The 18,048-nt window shown below is 67.6% G+C and carries 19 protein-coding genes; 7 read left to right on the top strand and 12 right to left on the bottom strand.

Annotated elements, in window-relative coordinates; genetic code table 11:
- Nucleotide 1: 1 nt before the first annotated feature.
- Both AC1DSO_RS18435 and AC1DSO_RS18440 read right to left on the bottom strand, forming a co-directional pair.
- Entirely contained in the window at nucleotides 2-316 is a 315-nt protein-coding gene (locus AC1DSO_RS18435) for a hypothetical protein (RefSeq protein ID WP_477070212.1), read from the bottom strand.
- A gap of 44 nt (nucleotides 317-360) precedes the next feature.
- Nucleotides 361-492, bottom strand: a complete 132-nt coding sequence (locus AC1DSO_RS18440; protein ID WP_477070213.1) for a hypothetical protein — start codon at nucleotides 490-492, stop codon at nucleotides 361-363.
- A 194-nt stretch (nucleotides 493-686) separates the two neighbouring features.
- Between AC1DSO_RS18440 and AC1DSO_RS18445 the strand changes: the two genes are divergently transcribed.
- On the top strand, nucleotides 687-1,157 hold the full coding sequence (locus AC1DSO_RS18445) for a hypothetical protein (protein WP_477070214.1): 471 nt from the start codon (nucleotides 687-689) through the stop codon (nucleotides 1,155-1,157).
- Between the two features lie 163 nt (nucleotides 1,158-1,320).
- On the opposite strand, the gene groL is transcribed toward AC1DSO_RS18445, so the two are convergent.
- On the bottom strand, nucleotides 1,321-2,964 hold the full coding sequence (groL, locus tag AC1DSO_RS18450; protein ID WP_477070215.1) for a chaperonin GroEL: 1,644 nt from the start codon (nucleotides 2,962-2,964) through the stop codon (nucleotides 1,321-1,323).
- A gap of 58 nt (nucleotides 2,965-3,022) precedes the next feature.
- Nucleotides 3,023-3,313 carry a co-chaperone GroES gene (groES, locus tag AC1DSO_RS18455; RefSeq protein ID WP_004618615.1) on the bottom strand — a complete coding sequence of 97 codons (291 nt, stop codon included), beginning with the start codon at nucleotides 3,311-3,313 and terminating at the stop codon, nucleotides 3,023-3,025.
- A gap of 162 nt (nucleotides 3,314-3,475) precedes the next feature.
- On the opposite strand from groES, the gene AC1DSO_RS18460 reads away from it, so the two are divergent.
- Both AC1DSO_RS18460 and AC1DSO_RS18465 read left to right on the top strand, forming a co-directional pair.
- Nucleotides 3,476-3,859: a VOC family protein gene (locus AC1DSO_RS18460; RefSeq protein ID WP_477070216.1), complete on the top strand. Its 384-nt coding sequence runs from the start codon at nucleotides 3,476-3,478 to the stop codon at nucleotides 3,857-3,859.
- Between the two features lie 29 nt (nucleotides 3,860-3,888).
- On the top strand, nucleotides 3,889-4,314 hold the full coding sequence (locus AC1DSO_RS18465; RefSeq protein ID WP_477070217.1) for a DUF4345 family protein: 426 nt from the start codon (nucleotides 3,889-3,891) through the stop codon (nucleotides 4,312-4,314).
- Here the strand turns inward: AC1DSO_RS18465 and AC1DSO_RS18470 are convergent.
- Together AC1DSO_RS18470 and AC1DSO_RS18475 are read right to left on the bottom strand one after the other, a co-directional pair.
- Nucleotides 4,311-4,829, bottom strand: coding sequence for a methylated-DNA--[protein]-cysteine S-methyltransferase (locus AC1DSO_RS18470; protein ID WP_477070218.1), 519 nt, complete (start codon nucleotides 4,827-4,829; stop codon nucleotides 4,311-4,313). The two genes, AC1DSO_RS18465 and AC1DSO_RS18470, sit on opposite strands and share 4 nt — an antisense overlap.
- Nucleotides 4,830-5,007: 178 nt before the next feature.
- Nucleotides 5,008-6,312 carry an acyl-CoA dehydrogenase family protein gene (locus tag AC1DSO_RS18475; protein ID WP_477070219.1) on the bottom strand — a complete coding sequence of 435 codons (1,305 nt, stop codon included), beginning with the start codon at nucleotides 6,310-6,312 and terminating at the stop codon, nucleotides 5,008-5,010.
- A gap of 147 nt (nucleotides 6,313-6,459) precedes the next feature.
- On the opposite strand from AC1DSO_RS18475, the gene AC1DSO_RS18480 reads away from it, so the two are divergent.
- Together AC1DSO_RS18480 and AC1DSO_RS18485 are read left to right on the top strand one after the other, a co-directional pair.
- Nucleotides 6,460-7,053 carry a GNAT family N-acetyltransferase gene (locus AC1DSO_RS18480; protein ID WP_477070220.1) on the top strand — a complete coding sequence of 198 codons (594 nt, stop codon included), beginning with the start codon at nucleotides 6,460-6,462 and terminating at the stop codon, nucleotides 7,051-7,053.
- Between the two features lie 119 nt (nucleotides 7,054-7,172).
- Nucleotides 7,173-8,543, top strand: a complete 1,371-nt coding sequence (locus tag AC1DSO_RS18485; RefSeq protein ID WP_477070221.1) for a hypothetical protein — start codon at nucleotides 7,173-7,175, stop codon at nucleotides 8,541-8,543.
- A 10-nt stretch (nucleotides 8,544-8,553) separates the two neighbouring features.
- Here AC1DSO_RS18485 and AC1DSO_RS18490 read toward each other — a convergent pair whose 3' ends face one another.
- Nucleotides 8,554-8,964 carry a VOC family protein gene (locus AC1DSO_RS18490; protein ID WP_477070222.1) on the bottom strand — a complete coding sequence of 137 codons (411 nt, stop codon included), beginning with the start codon at nucleotides 8,962-8,964 and terminating at the stop codon, nucleotides 8,554-8,556.
- 52 nt (nucleotides 8,965-9,016) lie between these two features.
- Nucleotides 9,017-10,933: a DNA mismatch repair endonuclease MutL gene (gene mutL / locus AC1DSO_RS18495; protein WP_477070223.1), complete on the bottom strand. Its 1,917-nt coding sequence runs from the start codon at nucleotides 10,931-10,933 to the stop codon at nucleotides 9,017-9,019.
- Nucleotides 10,934-11,053: 120 nt separating this feature from the next.
- On the opposite strand from mutL, the gene AC1DSO_RS18500 reads away from it, so the two are divergent.
- Nucleotides 11,054-12,091, top strand: a complete 1,038-nt coding sequence (locus tag AC1DSO_RS18500) for a TraB/GumN family protein (RefSeq protein ID WP_477070227.1) — start codon at nucleotides 11,054-11,056, stop codon at nucleotides 12,089-12,091.
- Between the two features lie 54 nt (nucleotides 12,092-12,145).
- Nucleotides 12,146-13,093, top strand: a complete 948-nt coding sequence (locus AC1DSO_RS18505) for a TraB/GumN family protein (RefSeq protein ID WP_477070224.1) — start codon at nucleotides 12,146-12,148, stop codon at nucleotides 13,091-13,093.
- A gap of 433 nt (nucleotides 13,094-13,526) precedes the next feature.
- On the opposite strand, the gene AC1DSO_RS18510 is transcribed toward AC1DSO_RS18505, so the two are convergent.
- The 4 genes from AC1DSO_RS18510 to AC1DSO_RS18525 form a co-directional block, all read right to left on the bottom strand.
- On the bottom strand, nucleotides 13,527-14,099 hold the full coding sequence (locus AC1DSO_RS18510; protein WP_477070225.1) for a DUF3035 domain-containing protein: 573 nt from the start codon (nucleotides 14,097-14,099) through the stop codon (nucleotides 13,527-13,529).
- Between the two features lie 111 nt (nucleotides 14,100-14,210).
- The gene (gene lspA / locus AC1DSO_RS18515) at nucleotides 14,211-14,708 is read right to left on the bottom strand and encodes a signal peptidase II (RefSeq protein WP_477070228.1); all 498 of its coding nucleotides are present in this window, start codon (nucleotides 14,706-14,708) and stop codon (nucleotides 14,211-14,213) included.
- A gap of 174 nt (nucleotides 14,709-14,882) precedes the next feature.
- Complete coding sequence (gene ileS, locus AC1DSO_RS18520; RefSeq protein ID WP_477070226.1) at nucleotides 14,883-17,825, bottom strand: isoleucine--tRNA ligase; 2,943 nt, start codon at nucleotides 17,823-17,825, stop codon at nucleotides 14,883-14,885.
- A 77-nt stretch (nucleotides 17,826-17,902) separates the two neighbouring features.
- The gene (locus AC1DSO_RS18525; protein WP_181242883.1) at nucleotides 17,903-17,947 is read right to left on the bottom strand and encodes a hypothetical protein; all 45 of its coding nucleotides are present in this window, start codon (nucleotides 17,945-17,947) and stop codon (nucleotides 17,903-17,905) included.
- Between the last annotated feature and the right edge of the window lie 101 nt (nucleotides 17,948-18,048).

Consider the following 18,048-nt stretch of genomic DNA (forward strand, 5'->3'; position numbering starts at 1 on the left):
GTCAAAGCGACAGCCAGCGACGCGGGCTCTTGTCACCGAGAGCCCGCGCCTCGCCGGACTTCAAGCCCAGTTCGCGCATGCGATAGGCGACGATCTCGCGCAGCGCCTCGACCGGCTCCGCTCCGCCCACGGGGCTGGAGGCCACCGAGCCGGCGTTCATCGCCAGGTCCACGGCCGCCCACTCGGCCTGGGCCCGATCGGCCTTGCCGACGGCGAAGTAGTGGCGGACGGGCATACGCTCGCCCGGAACCTCGACCATCACGCCGATGACCCAGCCTTGAACGATCAGATCGGCGTCGGGGCGCTGGCGATACATCAGTCGCGTGTAGCGCCCATCGCCGCTGGCCGAAAGGGCGAAGGTCAGCCGATCAGCTGGAACGCCGCCTGGCTGATCAGGCCCAGCACTAGCCAGCCCGACAGCACCAGAAGGACCACCGTGCTCCGCGACGAGCGCCGCCGACGGTGGGTGGGAAGGATACGCACGAACGACATAACCGCCTCCATGCCCTGAAACTTGACCGGGGGTTAACGCCGATCCGGCGACTTGGATGCGCGCCGGTTTCGGTCGTCACGGGAACTTGAGAACGACGTCATCTGAAATAGCGACGGCGTGAGTTTCCGCACAGTCGCGCCCCCGCCAGCGGCACAGCCTTTCCTCGCGAAAACAATCGCCTAGGGAGGCTATGATGACGAGATTGCCGCACGACGGGCTGATCCAGCTGCATGCCTATCTCTCGCCCGAGGGCGAATGGATCATGGGCCACGCCGACGAGATCCAGAACGGATACGGGCCGACGGTGCTGCGATCCCGCAAGCGGCTCAACGACAAGACCACCATGTGGTCGGTCTACTATCAGAACGACACCCAGTTTCAGCTGCGCTGGGGCGAGGACCCGAACCTCTACCTGGCCTGGGGCTCCAAGGGCGACGCCCTGCGGCTGACGGCCGAGCCGTCCTTCATCAGCGGGTCGAACCAGCCGATCACGCTGTTCACGATCGACGACCTGAACCCCAGCCCGTGGTTCGCGCTGAACAATCACGACAAGAGCAAGGTCGTCGATGTCCGCGAGGAGCTGATGTACGACGGCAACTACATCATCTGCTTCCCGTGGAACGGCGGCGGCAACCAGAAATGGCGCTTCGAGCAGGTGGGGTAGGTCGGTGGCTCGGGCACGAAAAAGGGCGGAGCCTTTCGGCTCCGCCCTCGTCCGTTTCAGTGTTGAGCTGACGTAGGCTTCTTAAATTAGAAGTCCATGTCGCCGCTCGGGATCGGCGTGCCGATCCCGATCCCTTTGAAGGATGGGCGACTTTATGGACTTCCTAGAAGTCCATGTCGCCCATGCCGCCCGGCATGCCGCCGCCCGGAGCGCCACCGGCGTTCTTCTTCGGGGCTTCGACGATGGCGGCTTCCGTGGTGATCAGCAGGCCGGCCACCGAGGCGGCGTCCTGCAGAGCGGTGCGGACGACCTTGGCCGGGTCGATGACGCCGTCGACGATCAGGTCGACATACTGTTCGGTCTGGGCGTTGAAGCCGAAGGTGGCCGAGTCGCTTTCCAGGATCTTGCCGACCACGATCGAGCCTTCGACGCCGGCATTTTCGGCGATCTGACGGATCGGGGCCTGCAGGGCGCGACGGACGATGGCGATGCCGGCCGTCTGGTCGTCATTGTCGCCGACCAGGCTGGCCAGGGCCTTGGAGGCCTTCAGCAGAGCCACGCCGCCGCCGGGAACGATGCCTTCTTCCACGGCCGCGCGGGTCGCGTTCAGGGCGTCGTCGACGCGGTCCTTCTTTTCCTTCACTTCGACTTCGGTCGAGCCGCCGACGCGGATGACGGCAACGCCGCCGGCCAGCTTGGCCAGGCGCTCTTGCAGCTTTTCCTTGTCGTAGTCCGACGTGGTGTCTTCGATCTGGCGCTTGATCTGGGCGATACGGGCTTCGATCGCGTCCTTCTCACCGATGCCGTCCACGATCGTGGTGTCGTCCTTGGTGATCGAGACCTTCTTGGCGCGGCCCAGCATGTCGAGCGACACGTTTTCGAGCTTGATGCCCAGGTCTTCCGACACGACTTGAGCGCCGGTCAGGATGGCCAGGTCTTCCAGCATGGCCTTGCGGCGATCGCCGAAGCCCGGAGCCTTGACGGCGGCGACGCGCAGGCCGCCACGCAGCTTGTTGACGACCAGCGTGGCCAGGGCTTCGCCCTCGACGTCCTCGGCGATGATCACCAGCGGACGGCCCGACTGCACGACGGCTTCCAGCACCGGCAGCAGCGGCTGCAGCGACGACAGCTTCTTTTCGAACAGCAGGATGAGCGGCTCTTCGAGCTGAACTTCCATCTTGTCGGCGTTGGTGATGAAGTACGGCGACAGGTAGCCGCGGTCGAACTGCATGCCTTCGACGACGTCGAGTTCGGTCTCGGCGGTCTTGGCTTCCTCGACGGTGATGACGCCTTCGTTGCCGACCTTGTCCATGGCCTTGGCGATCATCTCGCCAACGTCCTTGTCGCCGTTGGCCGAGATGGTGCCGACCTGGGCGATCTCGTTGTTGGTCGTGACCTTCTTCGACGACGCCTTGATGTCGGCGACGACGATGGCGACGGCCTTGTCGATGCCGCGCTTCAGATCCATCGGGTTCATGCCGGCGGCGACCGACTTGAGGCCTTCCTGGACGATGGCCTGGGCCAGCACCGTGGCGGTGGTGGTGCCGTCGCCGGCCTTGTCGTTGGTCTTGCTGGCGACTTCGCGGATCATCTGCGCGCCGAGGTTCTCGAAGCGGTCAGCCAGTTCGATTTCCTTGGCGACCGAGACGCCGTCCTTGGTCGAGCGCGGGGCGCCGAACGACTTTTCGATGACGACGTTGCGGCCCTTGGGACCCAGGGTCACCTTCACCGCGTTGGCGAGGATGTTGACGCCGCGCAGCATCTTGTCGCGCGCGTCGGAGGAGAAATAGACGTCTTTAGCGGCCATGTTAGAGCCCTTCTAAAAGAGAAACTTGGGTTCGAAAGCGAGTGGGAACGGGGGAGGCTTAGGCCTCGACCACGCCCAGGACGTCGCTTTCCTTCATGATCAGCAGGTCTTGACCATCGACCTTCACTTCCGTGCCCGACCACTTGCCGAACAGGATGCGGTCACCGGCCTTCACGTCCAGGGCGACGATGTCGCCCTTGTCGTTGCGCGCGCCGGGGCCAACGGCGACGACTTCGCCTTCCTGCGGCTTTTCCTTGGCGGTGTCGGGGATGATGATCCCGCCCTTGGTCTTGGTTTCTTCTTCGACACGCTTCACGAGGACGCGGTCGCCCAGGGGACGAAATTTCATTGTTGTTCTCCGTCGGAACGGTTTGTGTAAGGGCTTCGTCAGCGAGGGAGCGGCGCTGTTAGCAGTCGCCCCCCTTGAGTGCCAACGCCGAGCGTGAGTTAGGCAGCGGCCTCATGGGAGTCAAGGACGTCGCTGACGAACTTTTTTCGGCGGGAGCGTTTGATGTTCGATCATGTGGGGTTCGGAGTGGCCGACTTCCAGCGTTCGGCGGCCTTTTATGACGCCGCCCTGGCGCCGCTCGGGATCCGTCAACTCTATGTCGTGCCCAAGGAATTCACCGGCGGCGCCAACGCCGTCGGCTATGGGGCCAAGCGGCCGATGTTCTGGATCTCCGACCGGAACGCGACCCAGGGCAAGCTGCATGTCGCCTTCGCCGCGACGACCCGCGCCCAGGTCGATGCGTTCTACGAGGCGGCGCTGAAGGCCGGTGGTCACGACAATGGCGCGCCCGGACTTCGCCCACATTACGATAAAGACTATTACGGCGCGTTCGTGCTGGACCCGGACGGCTTCAACGTCGAGGCCGTCTGCCGGGCGCCGGAATAGAGCTGGTCCACAAGCGGAGCCTCTGACGCATGTCGAGTTATGTCCTGTCGCTGTTCCTGGCGGTCCTGGCCTGCGTGATCGGCGGGACGCTGGGCGGCATGATCCTGGCGCGGCCGCAGACCATGCTGGGCCTGGCGGGTTTGGCTGACGAGGACACCCCCAAGCCGCCGCTGTTCGCCGAGGGGCGCGCCCTGGGCGGAGTGCTGATCGCCTCGCACGGGGTAGCGGCGCTGTATCTCGGCTATCAGCCGCGGATCGGGGCGGCCATGGCCCTCGCCTTGGCGGTCGCCTGGCTGGGCGCGGCGGCGGGCCGGGCGCTGTCGGCGGCCCTGGACAACCAGGCCGGCCGCTACAACAGCGGCGCGATGATCTTCAACGCCCTGATCGGCATTACCTTGAGCTTGCCGTTCTTCCAGGTCGGCAAGGTGGTGCTGCGCGGCGTGGGCCTGGCCTAGAGAGGCCGAACGCCTTCGTGGGCTAGCAGCCAGCGCTTGCGTTCGATACCGCCGCCATAGCCGGTCAGCGAGCCGTCCATGCCGATCACCCGGTGGCAGGGCGCGACGATGCTCAGGGGATTGGAGCCGTTGGCGTGGCCGGCGGCGCGGACGGCGACGGGGCGGCCGGCGCGGCGGGCCAGTTCGGAATAGGTGATCGTCTCCCCGGCCGGGATTTCCGTCAGCGCCGTCCACACCGCGTGCTGGAAGGCCGTGCCATTGGTCGCCCAGGAAATACGGCGCAGAGCGTCGAACTCGCCGGCGAAATAGGCCGCCATGGCCTCGCGGATCGTGGCGGGCGCCGGGCCCGGCTCCGGCCGTAGCGTGCGGTAATGGGTCCGCAGCAGGCGATCCAACCGGTGTTCGTGGTCATGGAAGTCCAGGGCGCGCAGGGCGCCGTGCTCGTCGGTGACGATCAGCAACTCGCCGATCGGCGAGGGCGCGCGGTCCAGGATCAGGCGGTCGGGACGACTCATGGCGGCGATCATCGCCGGGGGCGGGGAGCGTGTCCGCCCGGAATTTGCGGCGATTGGCGCTGCTTGCCCCCTCCGCGCTTCGCGCTCCTCCCCCGGAGGGGGAAGAAGGATCGCGGCGGCTTCTTCCCCCTCCGGGGGAGGAGGGCCGCAGGCCCGGAGGGGGCAAGTCAGCGAAGGTTTAGCGAATCCCCGGCACCTGTTGCGCGGCTTCCCGCTCGGCCTTCTGCTTGTAGGCCAGATCCCCGTACTTCGACATCTCCGCGCGGGCGATGGTGCGGCAGTGGACCTCGTCCGGGCCGTCGGCCAGGCGCAGGGTGCGGATGCCGGCATAGGCCTTGGCCAGGCCAAAGTCGCTGGTCACGCCGCCGCCGCCGTGGGCCTGGATGGCGTCGTCGATGATCTTCAGCGCCAGGCGCGGGGCCGCGACCTTGATCATGGCGATCTCCAGGCGGGCCGACTTGTTGCCGGCCTTGTCCATCATGTCGGCGGCCTTCAGGCACAGCAGCCGGCACATTTCGATGTCGATGCGGGCCTCGGCGATGCGCTGCTCCCAGACCGAGTGGTCGGAGATGTACTTGCCGAACGCCTTCCGGGTCATCAGCCGCTTGACCATCTTCTCCAGCGCCACCTCGGCCGCGCCGATCGTGCGCATGCAGTGGTGGATGCGGCCGGGGCCCAGACGGCCCTGGGCGATCTCGAAGCCGCGGCCCTCGCCCAGCAGCAGACCATCCTCGATCGGCACGCGGACGTCCTTGAGGATGACCTCGGCGTGGCCGTGCGGCGCGTCGTCATAGCCGAACACCGGCAGCATGCGGACGATCTCGATGCCCGGCGCGTCCAGCGGCACCAGGATCTGGCTTTGCTGGCTGTGGGTCGAGGCGGTCGGGTCGGTCTTGCCCATCACGATCGCGACCTTGCAGCGCGGATCGCCGACGCCCGACGACCACCACTTGCGGCCGTTGATCACATAGTCGTCGCCGTCGCGCTCGATGCTGGTCTCGATGTTGGTGGCGTCCGAGCTGGCCACCGCCGGCTCGGTCATCAGGAAGGCCGAGCGGATCTCGCCGTTCATCAGCGGGCGCAGCCAGCGCTCCTTCTGCGCCAGCGTGCCGTAGCGCATCAGCACTTCCATGTTGCCGGTGTCGGGCGCGGAGCAGTTGAAGACCTCCGAACCGAAGCCGACCTTACCCATCTGCTCGGCGATCAGGCTGTATTCGAGGTTGGTCAGCTGTTCGCCTTCGAACTCGAAGGTGTCGTCGACATGGGTCTGGCCGCTGTGCGGCGGCATGAAGAAGTTCCACAGGCCGGCGGCCTTGGCCTTCTTCTTCAGCTCCTCGACGACCTGGACCACCTTCCAGCGCTCGGCGCCCAGGACGTTCATCTCGGCCTCGTAGGCCGGGATCGCCGGATAGACGTGCTCGTCCATGAACGCGACGACGCGATCCATGAAGGCGCGTTGCTTGGGGGAGATGTCGAAGTCCATGGCGTTCCCTCTACCCGCTTCTCGCTGTGTCAAACAGTTGTTTGAAGTGGTTGTAGACCGCCCTGACGCGCGGGGCAAGCGCTCCTCATGCCGAAGCGGCCACGGAACCGGGTTGTCAGGCCGCTCGTCCTGACGGAAAACACCGCCATGCTGAACCTGACCGCCGACATCCTGCAGGGCCGCTACGTCCGGCTCGAACCGATCACAGTCGACCATCGCGACGAACTGAAGGCCGCCATCGACTGCGATCCCGCCAGCTGGGAGATCATGTCGGTCAATGGCTGCGGCGAGGGCTTCGAGGACTTCTGGGGCGCGCTGCAGGGCGAGACCGACCGGGGCGAGCGGGTCGGCTTCGCCATTCGCCGCCTGGCGGACGGCCAGGTGCTGGGCACCTCCAGCTATCTCAACATCCGCCGCCTGCACGGCGGGCTGGAGATCGGCTCGACCTTCCTGAACCCCGAGGCGCGCTCGGGTCCGGTCAATCCGGAAAGCAAGCGCCTGATGCTGGCCCACGCCTTCGCGGCCGGGGCCATTCGCGTCGAGTTCAATGTCGACGTCCGCAACGCCCGCAGTCAGGCCGCGGTCCAGAAGCTGGGCGCCAGCAAGGAAGGCGTCCTGCGCAGCCACAAGGTCACCTGGACCGGCCACGTGCGCGACACCGCGGTGTTCTCGATCACCGATTACGACTGGCCGGCGATCCGCGAACGGCTGGAGTTCCGGCTCAGCGAAACCTTCGTCTAGCGCTGGGCGAAAATGTCGCAGTCTCCGAGCCCGAGAAACGCCCGTCAGCTCTGAAAATAACGGCGTTATCCTCTCGGTTGTAAGACTTCGCCAATCTTGAGGCCCTAGGTTCGGGTCCCATGACGGCCATCGCCTGCTTGCGCATCCTGTTCACCGCCGACGGCGAGAGCCGGCCGGGAGATATTCCCAAGCACAAGGCGCAGGGAGTCGCGGATGCGTTCCTGAAGGCCCGCTGGCGCGCGCCGCGCAAGTGCGGGGCCGTCGCGCCCCTGGCCTTCGTCCTGGCCGACCACAATGTCGAGCACCTGGATCCGACCGAGGTGCAAGGCCTGGCGGCCGAGCTGGAGAAGGTGCTGTTCCCGGGCCGTCCCATCGGCCAGATCGCCCTGATGACCTTCGAAGGCGACGAGTCGGCGGTGCTGAACTTCGCGGCGCTGTCACAGAAGGAACTGGCCGGCCTGATGGCGGGCGAGGGCTATGCCGGAGAGCCCGGCCGGATCCACGTGATCACCGCCGACTCGGTCGAGCCGATGCCCGCCACCCGCGAGGAGGCCGCGGTCTACGCCGCCGAGAAGGCCAAGGCCGCCGCGCCCAGCGCTGTCCAGCCCGCGCCGATGGCGGTCCAGCCCGAAGCCAAGCCCGCCGCGCCCGTTTCCGTCGCCCCGATCGCCGCGCCGGCGCCGAAGCCGGCCGCTCCGGCCCCCGAAGCGCCGCCGATCATCGCCCACGCCAAGTCCGATCCGAAGCCCGGTCCGCCGATCATCAAGCCCCAGGCCAAGGTCGAGGCCCCGCCGCCGCCGCCCGAGACCGGCTGGTGGGGGATCTACGATCTGGCCGAAGGCGCCTTCATCGGCTCGAAGATGGGCATGCGCGCCGACCTGATCGGGCCGCCGCCCGAGGATGACGCCAAGCTGCTGAAGCGCGACCTGATCGCCCTGACCGACGTGCAGGCGGCGCTGAAGCTCGCGCCGTTCGGCGAGATCCAGGTGCCGTTCGGCTTCTGGAATCTGACCACCCCGTCGTCGCAGGACGCCTATAAGAGCCGGCTGTCGCGCTATCCGCTGGACCATCAGCCCCGCCTGACGGCCACCATCTACTGCACGCCGCGCGAGGCCTCGATCGGCATGTTGCAGCAGATGCGCGCCTTCCTGAAGGGCAGCTTCGCCCGGATGGACGTGCAGGTCGCCGACCCGACCTTCCCGATCCAGGGAATGCCGCCCGAGCTGGTCGACACCATTACCCTCGTCCTCAGCGGCGAGACCGAGCACGACCGCCTGAAGCAGATCCTGAAGTTCGTCGAGCGCAAGTCGGGCTACACCGCCAAGGGTGTCGCCCAGGCCATCGCCAATGTGAGCTCGGCCGTCGAGCTGGAGGCCTGCCGGGCCGGCGGCATCGCCCGCGTCCAGGGCCCCGCCGTGACCGACCTGATGGACAAGCCGGTCGCCACCGCCGAGGGCGCGCCGCTGGCCCTGGCGCAAAGCGCGGCCTAGAGGGCGCGGCCTAGCCCTTCGGCATCTCGAAACTGAAGACCACGCTGTCGGCCGAGCGCTGGCTGGGCCCGTGATAGACGGCCTCGATATTGTTGCCGTCCGGATCCCACAGGAACGCGGCGTAATAGCCCGGATGATAGGGCCGCTCGCCCGGCCCGCCGTTGTCGCCGCCGCCAGCGGCGAGGCCCGCTTCATGGAACCGCTTCACCGTCTCCTGGTCCTTGGCCTGGAACGCCAGGTGGATGTGGGTGGCCGGTTCGCCGGCGTCGATCCAGATCTCGTCGGCGTCCAGGTGGGTGTCGTCCTCGTTGACCGGGACGTCCAGCACCGCCAGTACGGCGCGGTAGAAGCGCTTGGTCGTCTCCAGATCGCGGGCGCGAAGCTGGATGTGGTCGATCAGGCGACCGCGGTGGATTTCCATGGCGAGACCTCCAGGCTTCGCGACCGAACGCCTCGCCGGCGCGATCGGTTGCCTACCGCCGCCCGAACAGCTTCTCGATATCGGCCAGCTTCAGTTCGACATAGGTCGGCCGGCCGTGGTTGCACTGGCCCGAATGGGGCGTGGCCTCCATCTCGCGGAGCAGGGCGTTCATCTCGGCGCCGTTCAGGCGGCGGCCGGCGCGGACGCTGCCGTGGCAGGCCATGGTCGAGCAGACCTCCTCCAGCCGCTCCTTCAGGGCCAGGGCCTGGCCGTTCTCGGCCAGGTCGTCGGCGATGTCGCGGACCAGGGCGGCGGCGTCGGTCTTGCCCAGCAGGGCCGGGGTCTCGCGCACCAGCACCGCGCCGGGACCGAAGCTCTCGATGACCAGGCCCAGCGACGCCAGCTCGTCGGCGCGAGCGACAACACGCTCGGCCTCGGCGGGGTCCAGATCGACCACCTCGGGCAGCAGCAGGGTCTGGCGGGACACGCCGCCGCCGGCCATCTCGCCCTTCATGCGCTCATAGACCAGGCGCTCGTGGGCGGCGTGCTGGTCGACGATGACCATGCCGTCGCGGGTCTGGGCGACGATGTAGGTCTCGTGCACCTGGGCCCGAGCCGCGCCCAGCGGGAAGTCGACCGGGTCGAACGGCGCGTTTGCCGAGGGATAGTCCGCCGTCGGACGATCCTCGAACGCCACGTTCGCATAGGCCTCGCGCACCACCTCGGCCAGCTCGCCCCCAAAGCTGGGTTCAACGCGAGCGGACACTTCGTTCAAGCCCGGAAGGTCCATCGCCCTCTGGGTCGGCGGCGTCCAGCCGCCCTCGCGCCAGGCCGAGAAGCCGGCGGGTGACGGGCCCCCTTGGAAGGTATTGGGCTGATACCCCGGGAACGGGCTCTGTTGGGCGCGGATGCTGTCCAGGGCCTGGGCGGCGACGGTGGTCGAGGCGCGGTGGCCGGCGCCGGCCAGGGCGTGACGCAGGGCCCCGACGATCAGGCCGCGCACCAGGGCCGGATCGCGGAACCGCACCTCGGCCTTGGCCGGATGGACGTTGACGTCGACCTCGGCGGTGTCGAGCGTGACGTAGAGGGCCGCCGTCGGGTGACGGTCGCGCGCGAGAAAGTCGGCATAGGCCGCGCGTAGGGCCCCTTGCAGCAGGCGGTCCCGCACCGGCCGGCCGTTGACGAATAGATACTGGTGGGCGGCGTTGCCACGGTTGTAGGTCGGCAGGCCGGCGAAGCCCGACAGCCGCACGCCGTCGCGGGTCTGGTCGATCTCGATGGCGTTGTCCTGGAAGTCGCGGCCCAGCACGGCCGAAAGGCGGGCGAGGCGACCCTGGGGACCCGGATGCTCCGGCGGCAGGCGCAGGACCCGGCGGCCGTCGATGTCCAGCGAGAAGCCGACGCTTTCGTTGGCCATGGCCTGGCGCTTGATCTCCTCGGTGATCGCCAGGGCTTCGGCCCGCTCGGACTTCATGAACTTCAGGCGCGCGGGGGTGGCGTAGAACAGGTCGCGGACCTCGATCCGCGCCCCGTGCGGGCCGGGGAAGGCGGCGGGGGCGACGTCGCCGACCTGGCCGCCCTCGACCAGGATCGAATGGGCGTCGCTGGCGCCCTTGGCCCGCGAACTGATGGTCAGCCGCGCCACCGAGCCGATCGACGGCAAGGCCTCGCCCCGGAAGCCCATGGTGTGGATGCGCAGCAGGTCCCAGAGGCCGTCTTCGTCCGGGGCCAGCTTGGAGGTGGCGTGGCGCTCGATGGCCACCGGCAATTCTTCGGCGGAAAGCCCCATGCCGTCGTCGGCCACCAGAATACGGGTCAGGCCGCCGCCGTGCGCCTCGACCTCGATCCGCGTCGCGCCGGCGTCGATGGCGTTGTCGACCAGTTCCTTGATGGCGCTGGCCGGGCGTTCGACCACCTCGCCAGCGGCGATGCGGTTGACGGTCTCGGGCGGCAGGCGACGGATGGGCATCGGCGGACTTTCACAAGGCAGGCTGGCCCGTCCCCGGAAGGAGACGAGGCCAAGCATTGCAACTCCTTAAGTTGCCGAGCGAACCGCGATCGGCCAACGAGGGGAGACCGATCATTCTAGATCGATTCCGCCGCCGTTCGAGGAAGACACATAGTGATCCTGACCCGTTTCGCCGCCGCCGGCCTGGCGCTTTCGTTGTTTTGTGGGGGCTCGGCCCTGGCCCAGGCGAAAAACGAGGTCTCGATCCACCAGACCAAACCCGTGGACCTGACGCCGGTCGACAGCCAGGCCAATCTGGTCGAGGAGCTGATCGTCAACGCCCGCCTGCCGGGCCCGGCCTGGTGGAAGGTCACCGACGGCGACACCACGGTCTATGTGATGGGCATGCCGGCCTTCGCGCCGGACAAGCTGGATTTCGACGACTCGGTGCTGCGTCGCCGGCTGAACGGGGCCAATGTGCTGATCATCGGCCAGCAGCCCGAGGTGCGGATCCTGAGCCTGCTGGGCCTGATCCCCGGGCGCGGCAAGCAGTTCATGACGGGCCAGCCGATGCGCGAGACCCTGCCGCCCGAGCTGCGCGCGCGACTGGAGAAGCAGTTGAAGGCCCGGGGCAAACCGGCGGACGAATTCGACAAGTTCAAACCGGCGCTGGCGGGCTTCGTCGTGGCCAACGACCGGGGCGGCGACGGCGTCTCGATCACCGTCGGCCAGTTTACCGACCGCATCCGCGACCTCGCCAAGAGCAAGGATGTCGCCACCCCGCCGCGCGTCAAGAAGCTGGACGACTACGACCTGATCGGCATGGTCAAGTCGCTGGCCGAGGCCCCCCAGCCGTTGCAGGAACTGTGCCTGGACGCCGGCCTCAAGCAGGCCGAGAACGGCCTGGCCAGCGTCCGCGAAACTGCTGAGCAATGGGCCGAGGGGCAGGTGCGCGAGGTCGTCTCGGCCGAGCGCGGCTATCAGCGGTGCCTGGCCTCCACGCCCTGGATCGCCCGCCAGTTCCAGGACGGCCAGGACGACGCCGTCGGCGCGATCACCTCGGCCTTGAAGAAGCCCGGCAAGGCCGTGGCCATCATCGAGCTGCGCTCGCTGCTGACCGAGAACGGCGTGCTGGACCGCCTGCGCGCCAAGGGCTTCACCGTGACAGCGCCCGAATAAGGCCAAGCTTTCGCCGCAGCGACGCGTCAAGGTCTGGCGACATCGGGGAACACCATGCATTTGAAACTGGCCGGCCTGGCCCTGGCCGCCGCCGCCGTCATGGCTGGCGGCGCGCGCGCCCAGGTCATCGACGATCCGCAGGCCAATGTGGTCGAGGCCCTGGTGGTCAGCGCCAAGCTGCCCGGCCCGGCCTGGTGGCGCGTCACCGACGCCGACACCACGATCTACGTGCTCGGCACGCCAAACGCCCTGCCCAAGGGCATGGCGTGGGACAAGTCGGTGCTGGAGCACCGGCTGGACGGTGCCTTCGCGGTGATCACGCCGACCGAGTGGCGCGCGGGGCTGACCGACATTCCCGGCCTGCTGAAGCTGCGCAAGCGGCTGAAGGGCGACGACGCCTGGGCCAGACGCTCGCCGGCCCTGGCGGCCCGCTTGCGGCGCGCCTGGGCGGCGGCGGATCCCAAGGATCCCGATGGTTGGAAGGACTGGAAGCCGCTGATCATCGCCCTGCAGCTGGGCGGCAAGGCCGATCACAAGGCCGAACTCCAAGGCATGGAGCCGGAGAAGACGATCAAGGCCCTGGCGCGCAAGCACAAGGCCAAGTCCCGGCCGGCCCAGGTCCACAAGGCCATGCCGATGATCAAGGCCCTGGTCCGCGAGCACACCGACGAGGCCGGCCTGGTGTGCCTGGCCGAGACGCTCGACACGGTCGAGGCCGGTCCCGGCGCGCCCCGCCTGGCGGCGGAAGCCTGGGCTCAGGGCCGGGTGAAGGCGGCCCTGGCCGGCCCCCGCAGCGCCGAGCGTTGCGAGCTGCTGCTGCCCGGCGTGGCCGACGTCAAGCGCCAGTCGGTCGACGACGAGGTCGAGGTCCTGGCCGACCTGCTCAAGACCCCCGGCCACGCGATCGCCGTCTTCCCGATGCGCGGCCTGGTGGCCGAGAGCGGCGTGCTGGACAAGCTGCGGGCGCGAGGGATCACGGTGCGCACGCCGGGAGACGGGTAAGGGGTCGTCAAAATCCCTCTCTCTGAGAGAGAGGGAGGGGCCCATGCGCAGCATGGGAGGGTGAGTGGTTACGGTCTCGCCGAATGAAGCTCCCCTTCCTCCGACCTCCCCGGCGAAGGTCGGGGCCTAGATTCATCTGGAGAGTTTGGGGCTGACGCGCCTTGAGCCTCGATCAGATCGACGTCGTTGGCGGGTTCGATCTGGGCCCCGGCCTTCGCCGGGGAGGTCGGAGACTCTGGGAACGAACTGACGGGACTTTCCGGTGAGGGTGAAACCTCTCACCCTCCCGCCGCCCGCGGCGGCGGGCCCCTCCCTCTCTCATAGAGAGAGGGATTTCGCGTGCGACGCGGGCATTCCGAGGGGCCGCCCCTGAAACGAAAACGGCCCGGAACCGCGAGGTTCCGGGCCGTCTGATTCTGTAGGTCGTCGCGGCCTAGAGGCCCGGCAGCTTGATGCCGGTCTTCTTTTCGCGGCTGATGACCACGCCGCCCGAGCCGACCAGCTTCTTCAGGCGAGCCTCCTCGGCGGCGGCGTCGACCTCCACCGGGGCGTTGGCGCCGGATTCGGCGGCGGTGGCGACGTTGGCGGCCTTGGGCTGACCCTTCTTCCAGAACATCACCTTGCTGGCGAAGCTCTCGTCCTTGTGGGCCAGGTCGCCGTTCTCGTCATCGACGACAAAGCGGATCAGCGGATCGGCCTTGTCGGACCCGGCGCGCGAGACCAGCAGCTTTTCGCCTTCCGAACGGCCGGCGGCGTTGCTCTGGCCGATCAGGGCGGCGCGAGCCGCGCTTTCGGGTTGTAGCTCCTGCGGGCGCGGCTCGCCGGGCGCCGGCGGGCGCAGGGCGTAGTCCGGCGGCACGGCCAGCGGGGCCTTGCTCACGACGCGGAATTCGTCAGGGACCACCTTGCTCATCCCCAGAGCCTTCTGGGTCGAGGTGCAGCCAGCCAGGCCGATCGCGGCCACGACGGTCAGGGCGCTCACGGTCGCGACCCGATTGAAACTCATCAAACCATGCTCCAGCAGGCCGACCCCCGGCCCAAATTTCGGACGCTCTCGATACGACATCCTCGCGCGGGCGCCAATCTCCCACGCGATTGCGGCGTCATTCGGCCCAATTTACTCGGCCTGCTCGGCCAGTTTCTTCTCGCCGTAGAGGAAGCTGTCGATCAGCAGCAGGGCCACGCCGATGTTGATTCCGGAGTCGGCGACGTTGAAAACCCAGGGGAAGTTCAGGCGCGAGACGTCGATGAAGTCGACGACATAGCCGTACATCACCCGGTCGATCAGGTTGTTGCCGATCGCCGCGCCGATGATCATGCCGATGCCCAACGCGGGCAACAGCTTGGTCGACCGACGCGCCCAGAAGGCCAGGCCGATCACCACCAGGATCGAAAAGCCGATCAGCAGCCAGCGGCCCCAGTCGTTGTCCCGCAGCAGGCCGAAGCTCATGCCGTAGTTATGGACCATGGTCAGGTACAGCGGGCCGAGCACGTGCACGGACCCGCCCTGCTCGCGGCCGAGCAGGCTCAGAACCCAGAGCTTGGAGATCTGGTCCAGGACCAGCGTGGCGGCGGCGACGGCGTAGGCGGTCCAGCCGAGGCGGGTGATGTTCAAGGGTGTCGTCACTCTAGTCGGCCGCTCTTCGTTTGAACCTCTCCCATAGGGAGAGGAGGGACCCGCCGCGCAGCGGTGGGAGGTGAGGGGTTACACCGGTAGCCGGCGTGCCGGCGCGCCGTCGAGCCCCGTAACCCCTCACCCCTACCCCTCTCCCTATGGGAGAGGGAAGTTTCAGTGCGTCGCGTCCCAGTACGCCACCGCTTCGGCGTCGCGAAGGCTAAGCTCCGGATAGCGGGGGTCGGTTCCCACCTCGGGCAGGATCCGCCACGAGCGGGCGCATTTCTGGCCCTCGGGTTTCCCAATGAACACCCAAACGTCCTGCACGTCGGTTTTGAAGCCGTTGCGGTCCTCAAACTCCGGCCCAGTATATACTGTCTCACTAACCCAGTCTGAGACGTGTACTTGGCTGGTTCGGAAGATGTCCGCAACATCTTGAGGACTGAAGTCTTGGAAGGCTTTAAATAGATCTTTGTTCGCAATAAAGACGATCGGTTTGGCCTCCAGAGCCGAGCCGATCCGCTTTTCGCGGCGTTCGACTTCCAGGGCGCCGGTGACCACCGACATCACCGTCTCGACCTTGGCCCAGCGCGCGGCTTCGGCGGGGTTTTCCCACCCGGCCGGCGTTTCCGGGATCACCCGCAGGCTGTTGGAGCCGGCCTCGGGGAAGCGCGTCTGCCACGCCTCTTCCATGGTGAAGCTGGTCAGCGGCGACAGCCAGATGGTCAGGCGCTCAAACACATAGTCCAGCACCGTGCGATAGGCCCGGCGGCGCAGGGCCATGGGCGCGTCGCAATAGAGGCTGTCCTTGCGGATGTCGAAGAACAGGGTCGAGAGATCCCCCTGGCAGAACTCGATCAGCGGCCGGGTCACGTCGCTGAAGCGATAGCTTTCGTAAGCGGCGCGGACGTCGCGATCCAGCTCCCACAGGCGATGCAGGATGTACTTTTCCAGCGGCGGGAAGTCGGCGTAGTCGGTGACCCGCTCCTCTTCCGTGAAGCCCGCCAGGGCGCCCAGCAGGTAGCGCGTGGTGTTGCGCAGCTTGCGATAGGCGTCGGTGGTGGTGGCCAGGATCGTCTTGCCGATCCGCTGGTCCTCGGAATAGTCGACCATCGCCGCCCACAGCCGCAGGATCTCGGCGCCGCTTTCCTTGGTGATGGTCTGCGGCTCGACGGTGTTGCCCTTGGACTTGGACATCTTCTCGCCGTTCTCGTCCTGGGTGAACCCGTGGGTGAGAACCGCCTTGTAGGGCGCGCGGCCGCGGGTGCCGCAGCCTTCCAGCAGGGACGACTGGAACCAGCCGCGGTGCTGGTCGGAGCCTTCCAGATAGAGGTCGGCCGGCCAGTGGCTGTCCTTGCGGCCCTCGATCGTGAAGGCGTGGGTGCAGCCCGAGTCGAACCACACGTCGAGGATGTCGCCGACCTTCTCGTAGAGGGCCGGGTCGTGATGGCCCAGGAAGTCGGCGTCGGGGCGCTTGAACCAGGCGTCGGCCCCGCCCTCGCGGATGGCGGCCAGGATGCGGCTGTTGACCTCCGGGTCCATCAGCGGATGACCGGTGTGCTTGTCGACGAACATCGCCAGCGGCGTGCCCCAGGCGCGCTGGCGGCTGACCAGCCAGTCGGGACGGCCCTCGACCATCGAGCCGATGCGGTTGCGGCCGGCATCGGGGTGGAAGGCGGTGTCGGCGATGGCTTTCAGGGCCTTCTCGCGCAGGGTCTGGCCGCTCTCATCGGCATGGTCCATGCGGATGAACCACTGCGGGGTGTTGCGGAAGATCACCGGGGCCTTCGAGCGCCAGCTGTGCGGATAGCTGTGCTCGACTCGGCCGCGGGCCAGCAGGGCGCCGGCCTCGATCAGCTTGTCCATCACCGCGCCGTTGGCGGGACCGAACTTGCCGACCTTCTTGCCTTCGGTCTCCAGCACCTTCAGGCCGCCGAACAGCGGGACGTGCGGGTAGTAGGCCCCGTCCGGATCGACGGTGTCGGGGATCTCGCGATGACCGTGGGCCAGCCAGACATTGTAGTCGTCGGCGCCGTGGCCGGGCGCGGTGTGGACGAAGCCCGTGCCCGCGTCGTCGGTCACGTGGTCGCCGGCCAGCATCGGCACGGCGAAGCCGTAGTGAGTGTCCAGCGCGGCCAGCGGATGGGCCAGCACCATGCCTTCGCAGTCGACGCTTTCCAGCTTCTTGAAGCTGGCGACCTTGGCCGCCTTCATCACGTCGTCGGCCAGCTTCTCGGCGATGACCAGGCGGTCGCCCGGCGCCGACCAGGGCGCGAACTCGAGGTTCTCCTCAAGCGCCACGACCTCATAGGCCGCGTAGGCGACGTCGGGATTGTACGAGACCGCGCGGTTGGCCGGGATGGTCCAGGGCGTGGTGGTCCAGATCACCACGCTGGCCCCGGTGGCGGCGTCCGAGCCCTCGACGACCGGGAACTTGACCCAGATCGTCGGCGAGACGTGGTCGTGATACTCGATCTCGGCCTCGGCCAGGGCCGTGCGCTCGACCGGGCTCCACATCACCGGCTTGGAGCCGCGATAGAGCTGGCCCGAGGCGGCGAACTTGTGGAACTCGGCGACGATCGTGGCCTCGGACGAGAAGTCCATGGTGGCGTAGCGGTTCCACCAATCGCCCAGCACACCCAAGCGCTGGAACTCGGTCTTCTGGGCCTCGATCCAGCCGCCGGCGTATTCGCGGCAGCGGGTGCGGAACTCCTCGGCCGGGACCTCGTCCTTGCGGCGACCCTTGGCGCGGAACTCTTCCTCGATCTTCCACTCGATCGGCAGACCGTGGCAGTCCCAGCCCGGCACGTAATCGACGTCGTAGCCGAGAGCGAAGCGCGAGCGGACCACGAAGTCCTTCAGCGTCTTGTTCAGGGCGTGGCCGATGTGGATGGCCCCGTTGGCGTAGGGCGGGCCGTCGTGCAGCACGAACAGCGGCGCGCCGTCGGCCTGGCGCTTGGCGCGGATCGCGCCGTACAGGCCCTTGTCGGAGAGCGCGGCCCAGCCCTCCAGGATCTCGGGCTCCTTCTTGGGCAGGCCGCCGCGCATCGGGAACGGGGTGTCGGGCAGGAAGACGGTTTCGCGATAGTCGCGGGCGGTCGTGGCGTCGTCGGCCATGGAAAAAGGTCCGGCTTTGAAAGGGGTCGGAAGAGGGCGTGAGAACCCGGCGCGCGCTGCAGGATCGTCCGGCGGCGTCACGCCGGGCGGATAATTCGCGAAATCTTCCGAACGGAACTCATGGCGTGGGGGATAGCAGAGGGTTGGCGGCAAGGCCAGCCAAACAGATGCTCCCCCGCATTGCGGGGGAGCTGTCGCGGAGCGACTGAGGGGGCAAGCTGGA

The sequence above is a fragment of the Caulobacter sp. P4_E5 genome, assembly GCF_056401555.1.

Excerpts from the sequence above, each read along its gene's own strand:
- AC1DSO_RS18435 (WP_477070212.1), bottom strand. The coding sequence starts at position 316 with ATGTATCGCCAGCGCCCCGACGCCGATCTGATCGTTCAAGGCTGGGTC.
- AC1DSO_RS18440 (WP_477070213.1), bottom strand. The coding sequence starts at position 492 with ATGTCGTTCGTGCGTATCCTTCCCACCCACCGTCGGCGGCGCTCGTCG.
- AC1DSO_RS18445 (WP_477070214.1), top strand. The coding sequence starts at position 687 with ATGACGAGATTGCCGCACGACGGGCTGATCCAGCTGCATGCCTATCTC.
- groL (WP_477070215.1), bottom strand. The coding sequence starts at position 2,964 with ATGGCCGCTAAAGACGTCTATTTCTCCTCCGACGCGCGCGACAAGATG.
- groES (WP_004618615.1), bottom strand. The coding sequence starts at position 3,313 with ATGAAATTTCGTCCCCTGGGCGACCGCGTCCTCGTGAAGCGTGTCGAA.
- AC1DSO_RS18460 (WP_477070216.1), top strand. The coding sequence starts at position 3,476 with ATGTTCGATCATGTGGGGTTCGGAGTGGCCGACTTCCAGCGTTCGGCG.
- AC1DSO_RS18465 (WP_477070217.1), top strand. The coding sequence starts at position 3,889 with ATGTCGAGTTATGTCCTGTCGCTGTTCCTGGCGGTCCTGGCCTGCGTG.
- AC1DSO_RS18470 (WP_477070218.1), bottom strand. The coding sequence starts at position 4,829 with ATGAGTCGTCCCGACCGCCTGATCCTGGACCGCGCGCCCTCGCCGATC.
- AC1DSO_RS18475 (WP_477070219.1), bottom strand. The coding sequence starts at position 6,312 with ATGGACTTCGACATCTCCCCCAAGCAACGCGCCTTCATGGATCGCGTC.
- AC1DSO_RS18480 (WP_477070220.1), top strand. The coding sequence starts at position 6,460 with ATGCTGAACCTGACCGCCGACATCCTGCAGGGCCGCTACGTCCGGCTC.
- AC1DSO_RS18485 (WP_477070221.1), top strand. The coding sequence starts at position 7,173 with ATGACGGCCATCGCCTGCTTGCGCATCCTGTTCACCGCCGACGGCGAG.
- AC1DSO_RS18490 (WP_477070222.1), bottom strand. The coding sequence starts at position 8,964 with ATGGAAATCCACCGCGGTCGCCTGATCGACCACATCCAGCTTCGCGCC.
- mutL (WP_477070223.1), bottom strand. The coding sequence starts at position 10,933 with ATGCCCATCCGTCGCCTGCCGCCCGAGACCGTCAACCGCATCGCCGCT.
- AC1DSO_RS18505 (WP_477070224.1), top strand. The coding sequence starts at position 12,146 with ATGCATTTGAAACTGGCCGGCCTGGCCCTGGCCGCCGCCGCCGTCATG.
- AC1DSO_RS18510 (WP_477070225.1), bottom strand. The coding sequence starts at position 14,099 with ATGAGTTTCAATCGGGTCGCGACCGTGAGCGCCCTGACCGTCGTGGCC.
- ileS (WP_477070226.1), bottom strand. The coding sequence starts at position 17,825 with ATGGCCGACGACGCCACGACCGCCCGCGACTATCGCGAAACCGTCTTC.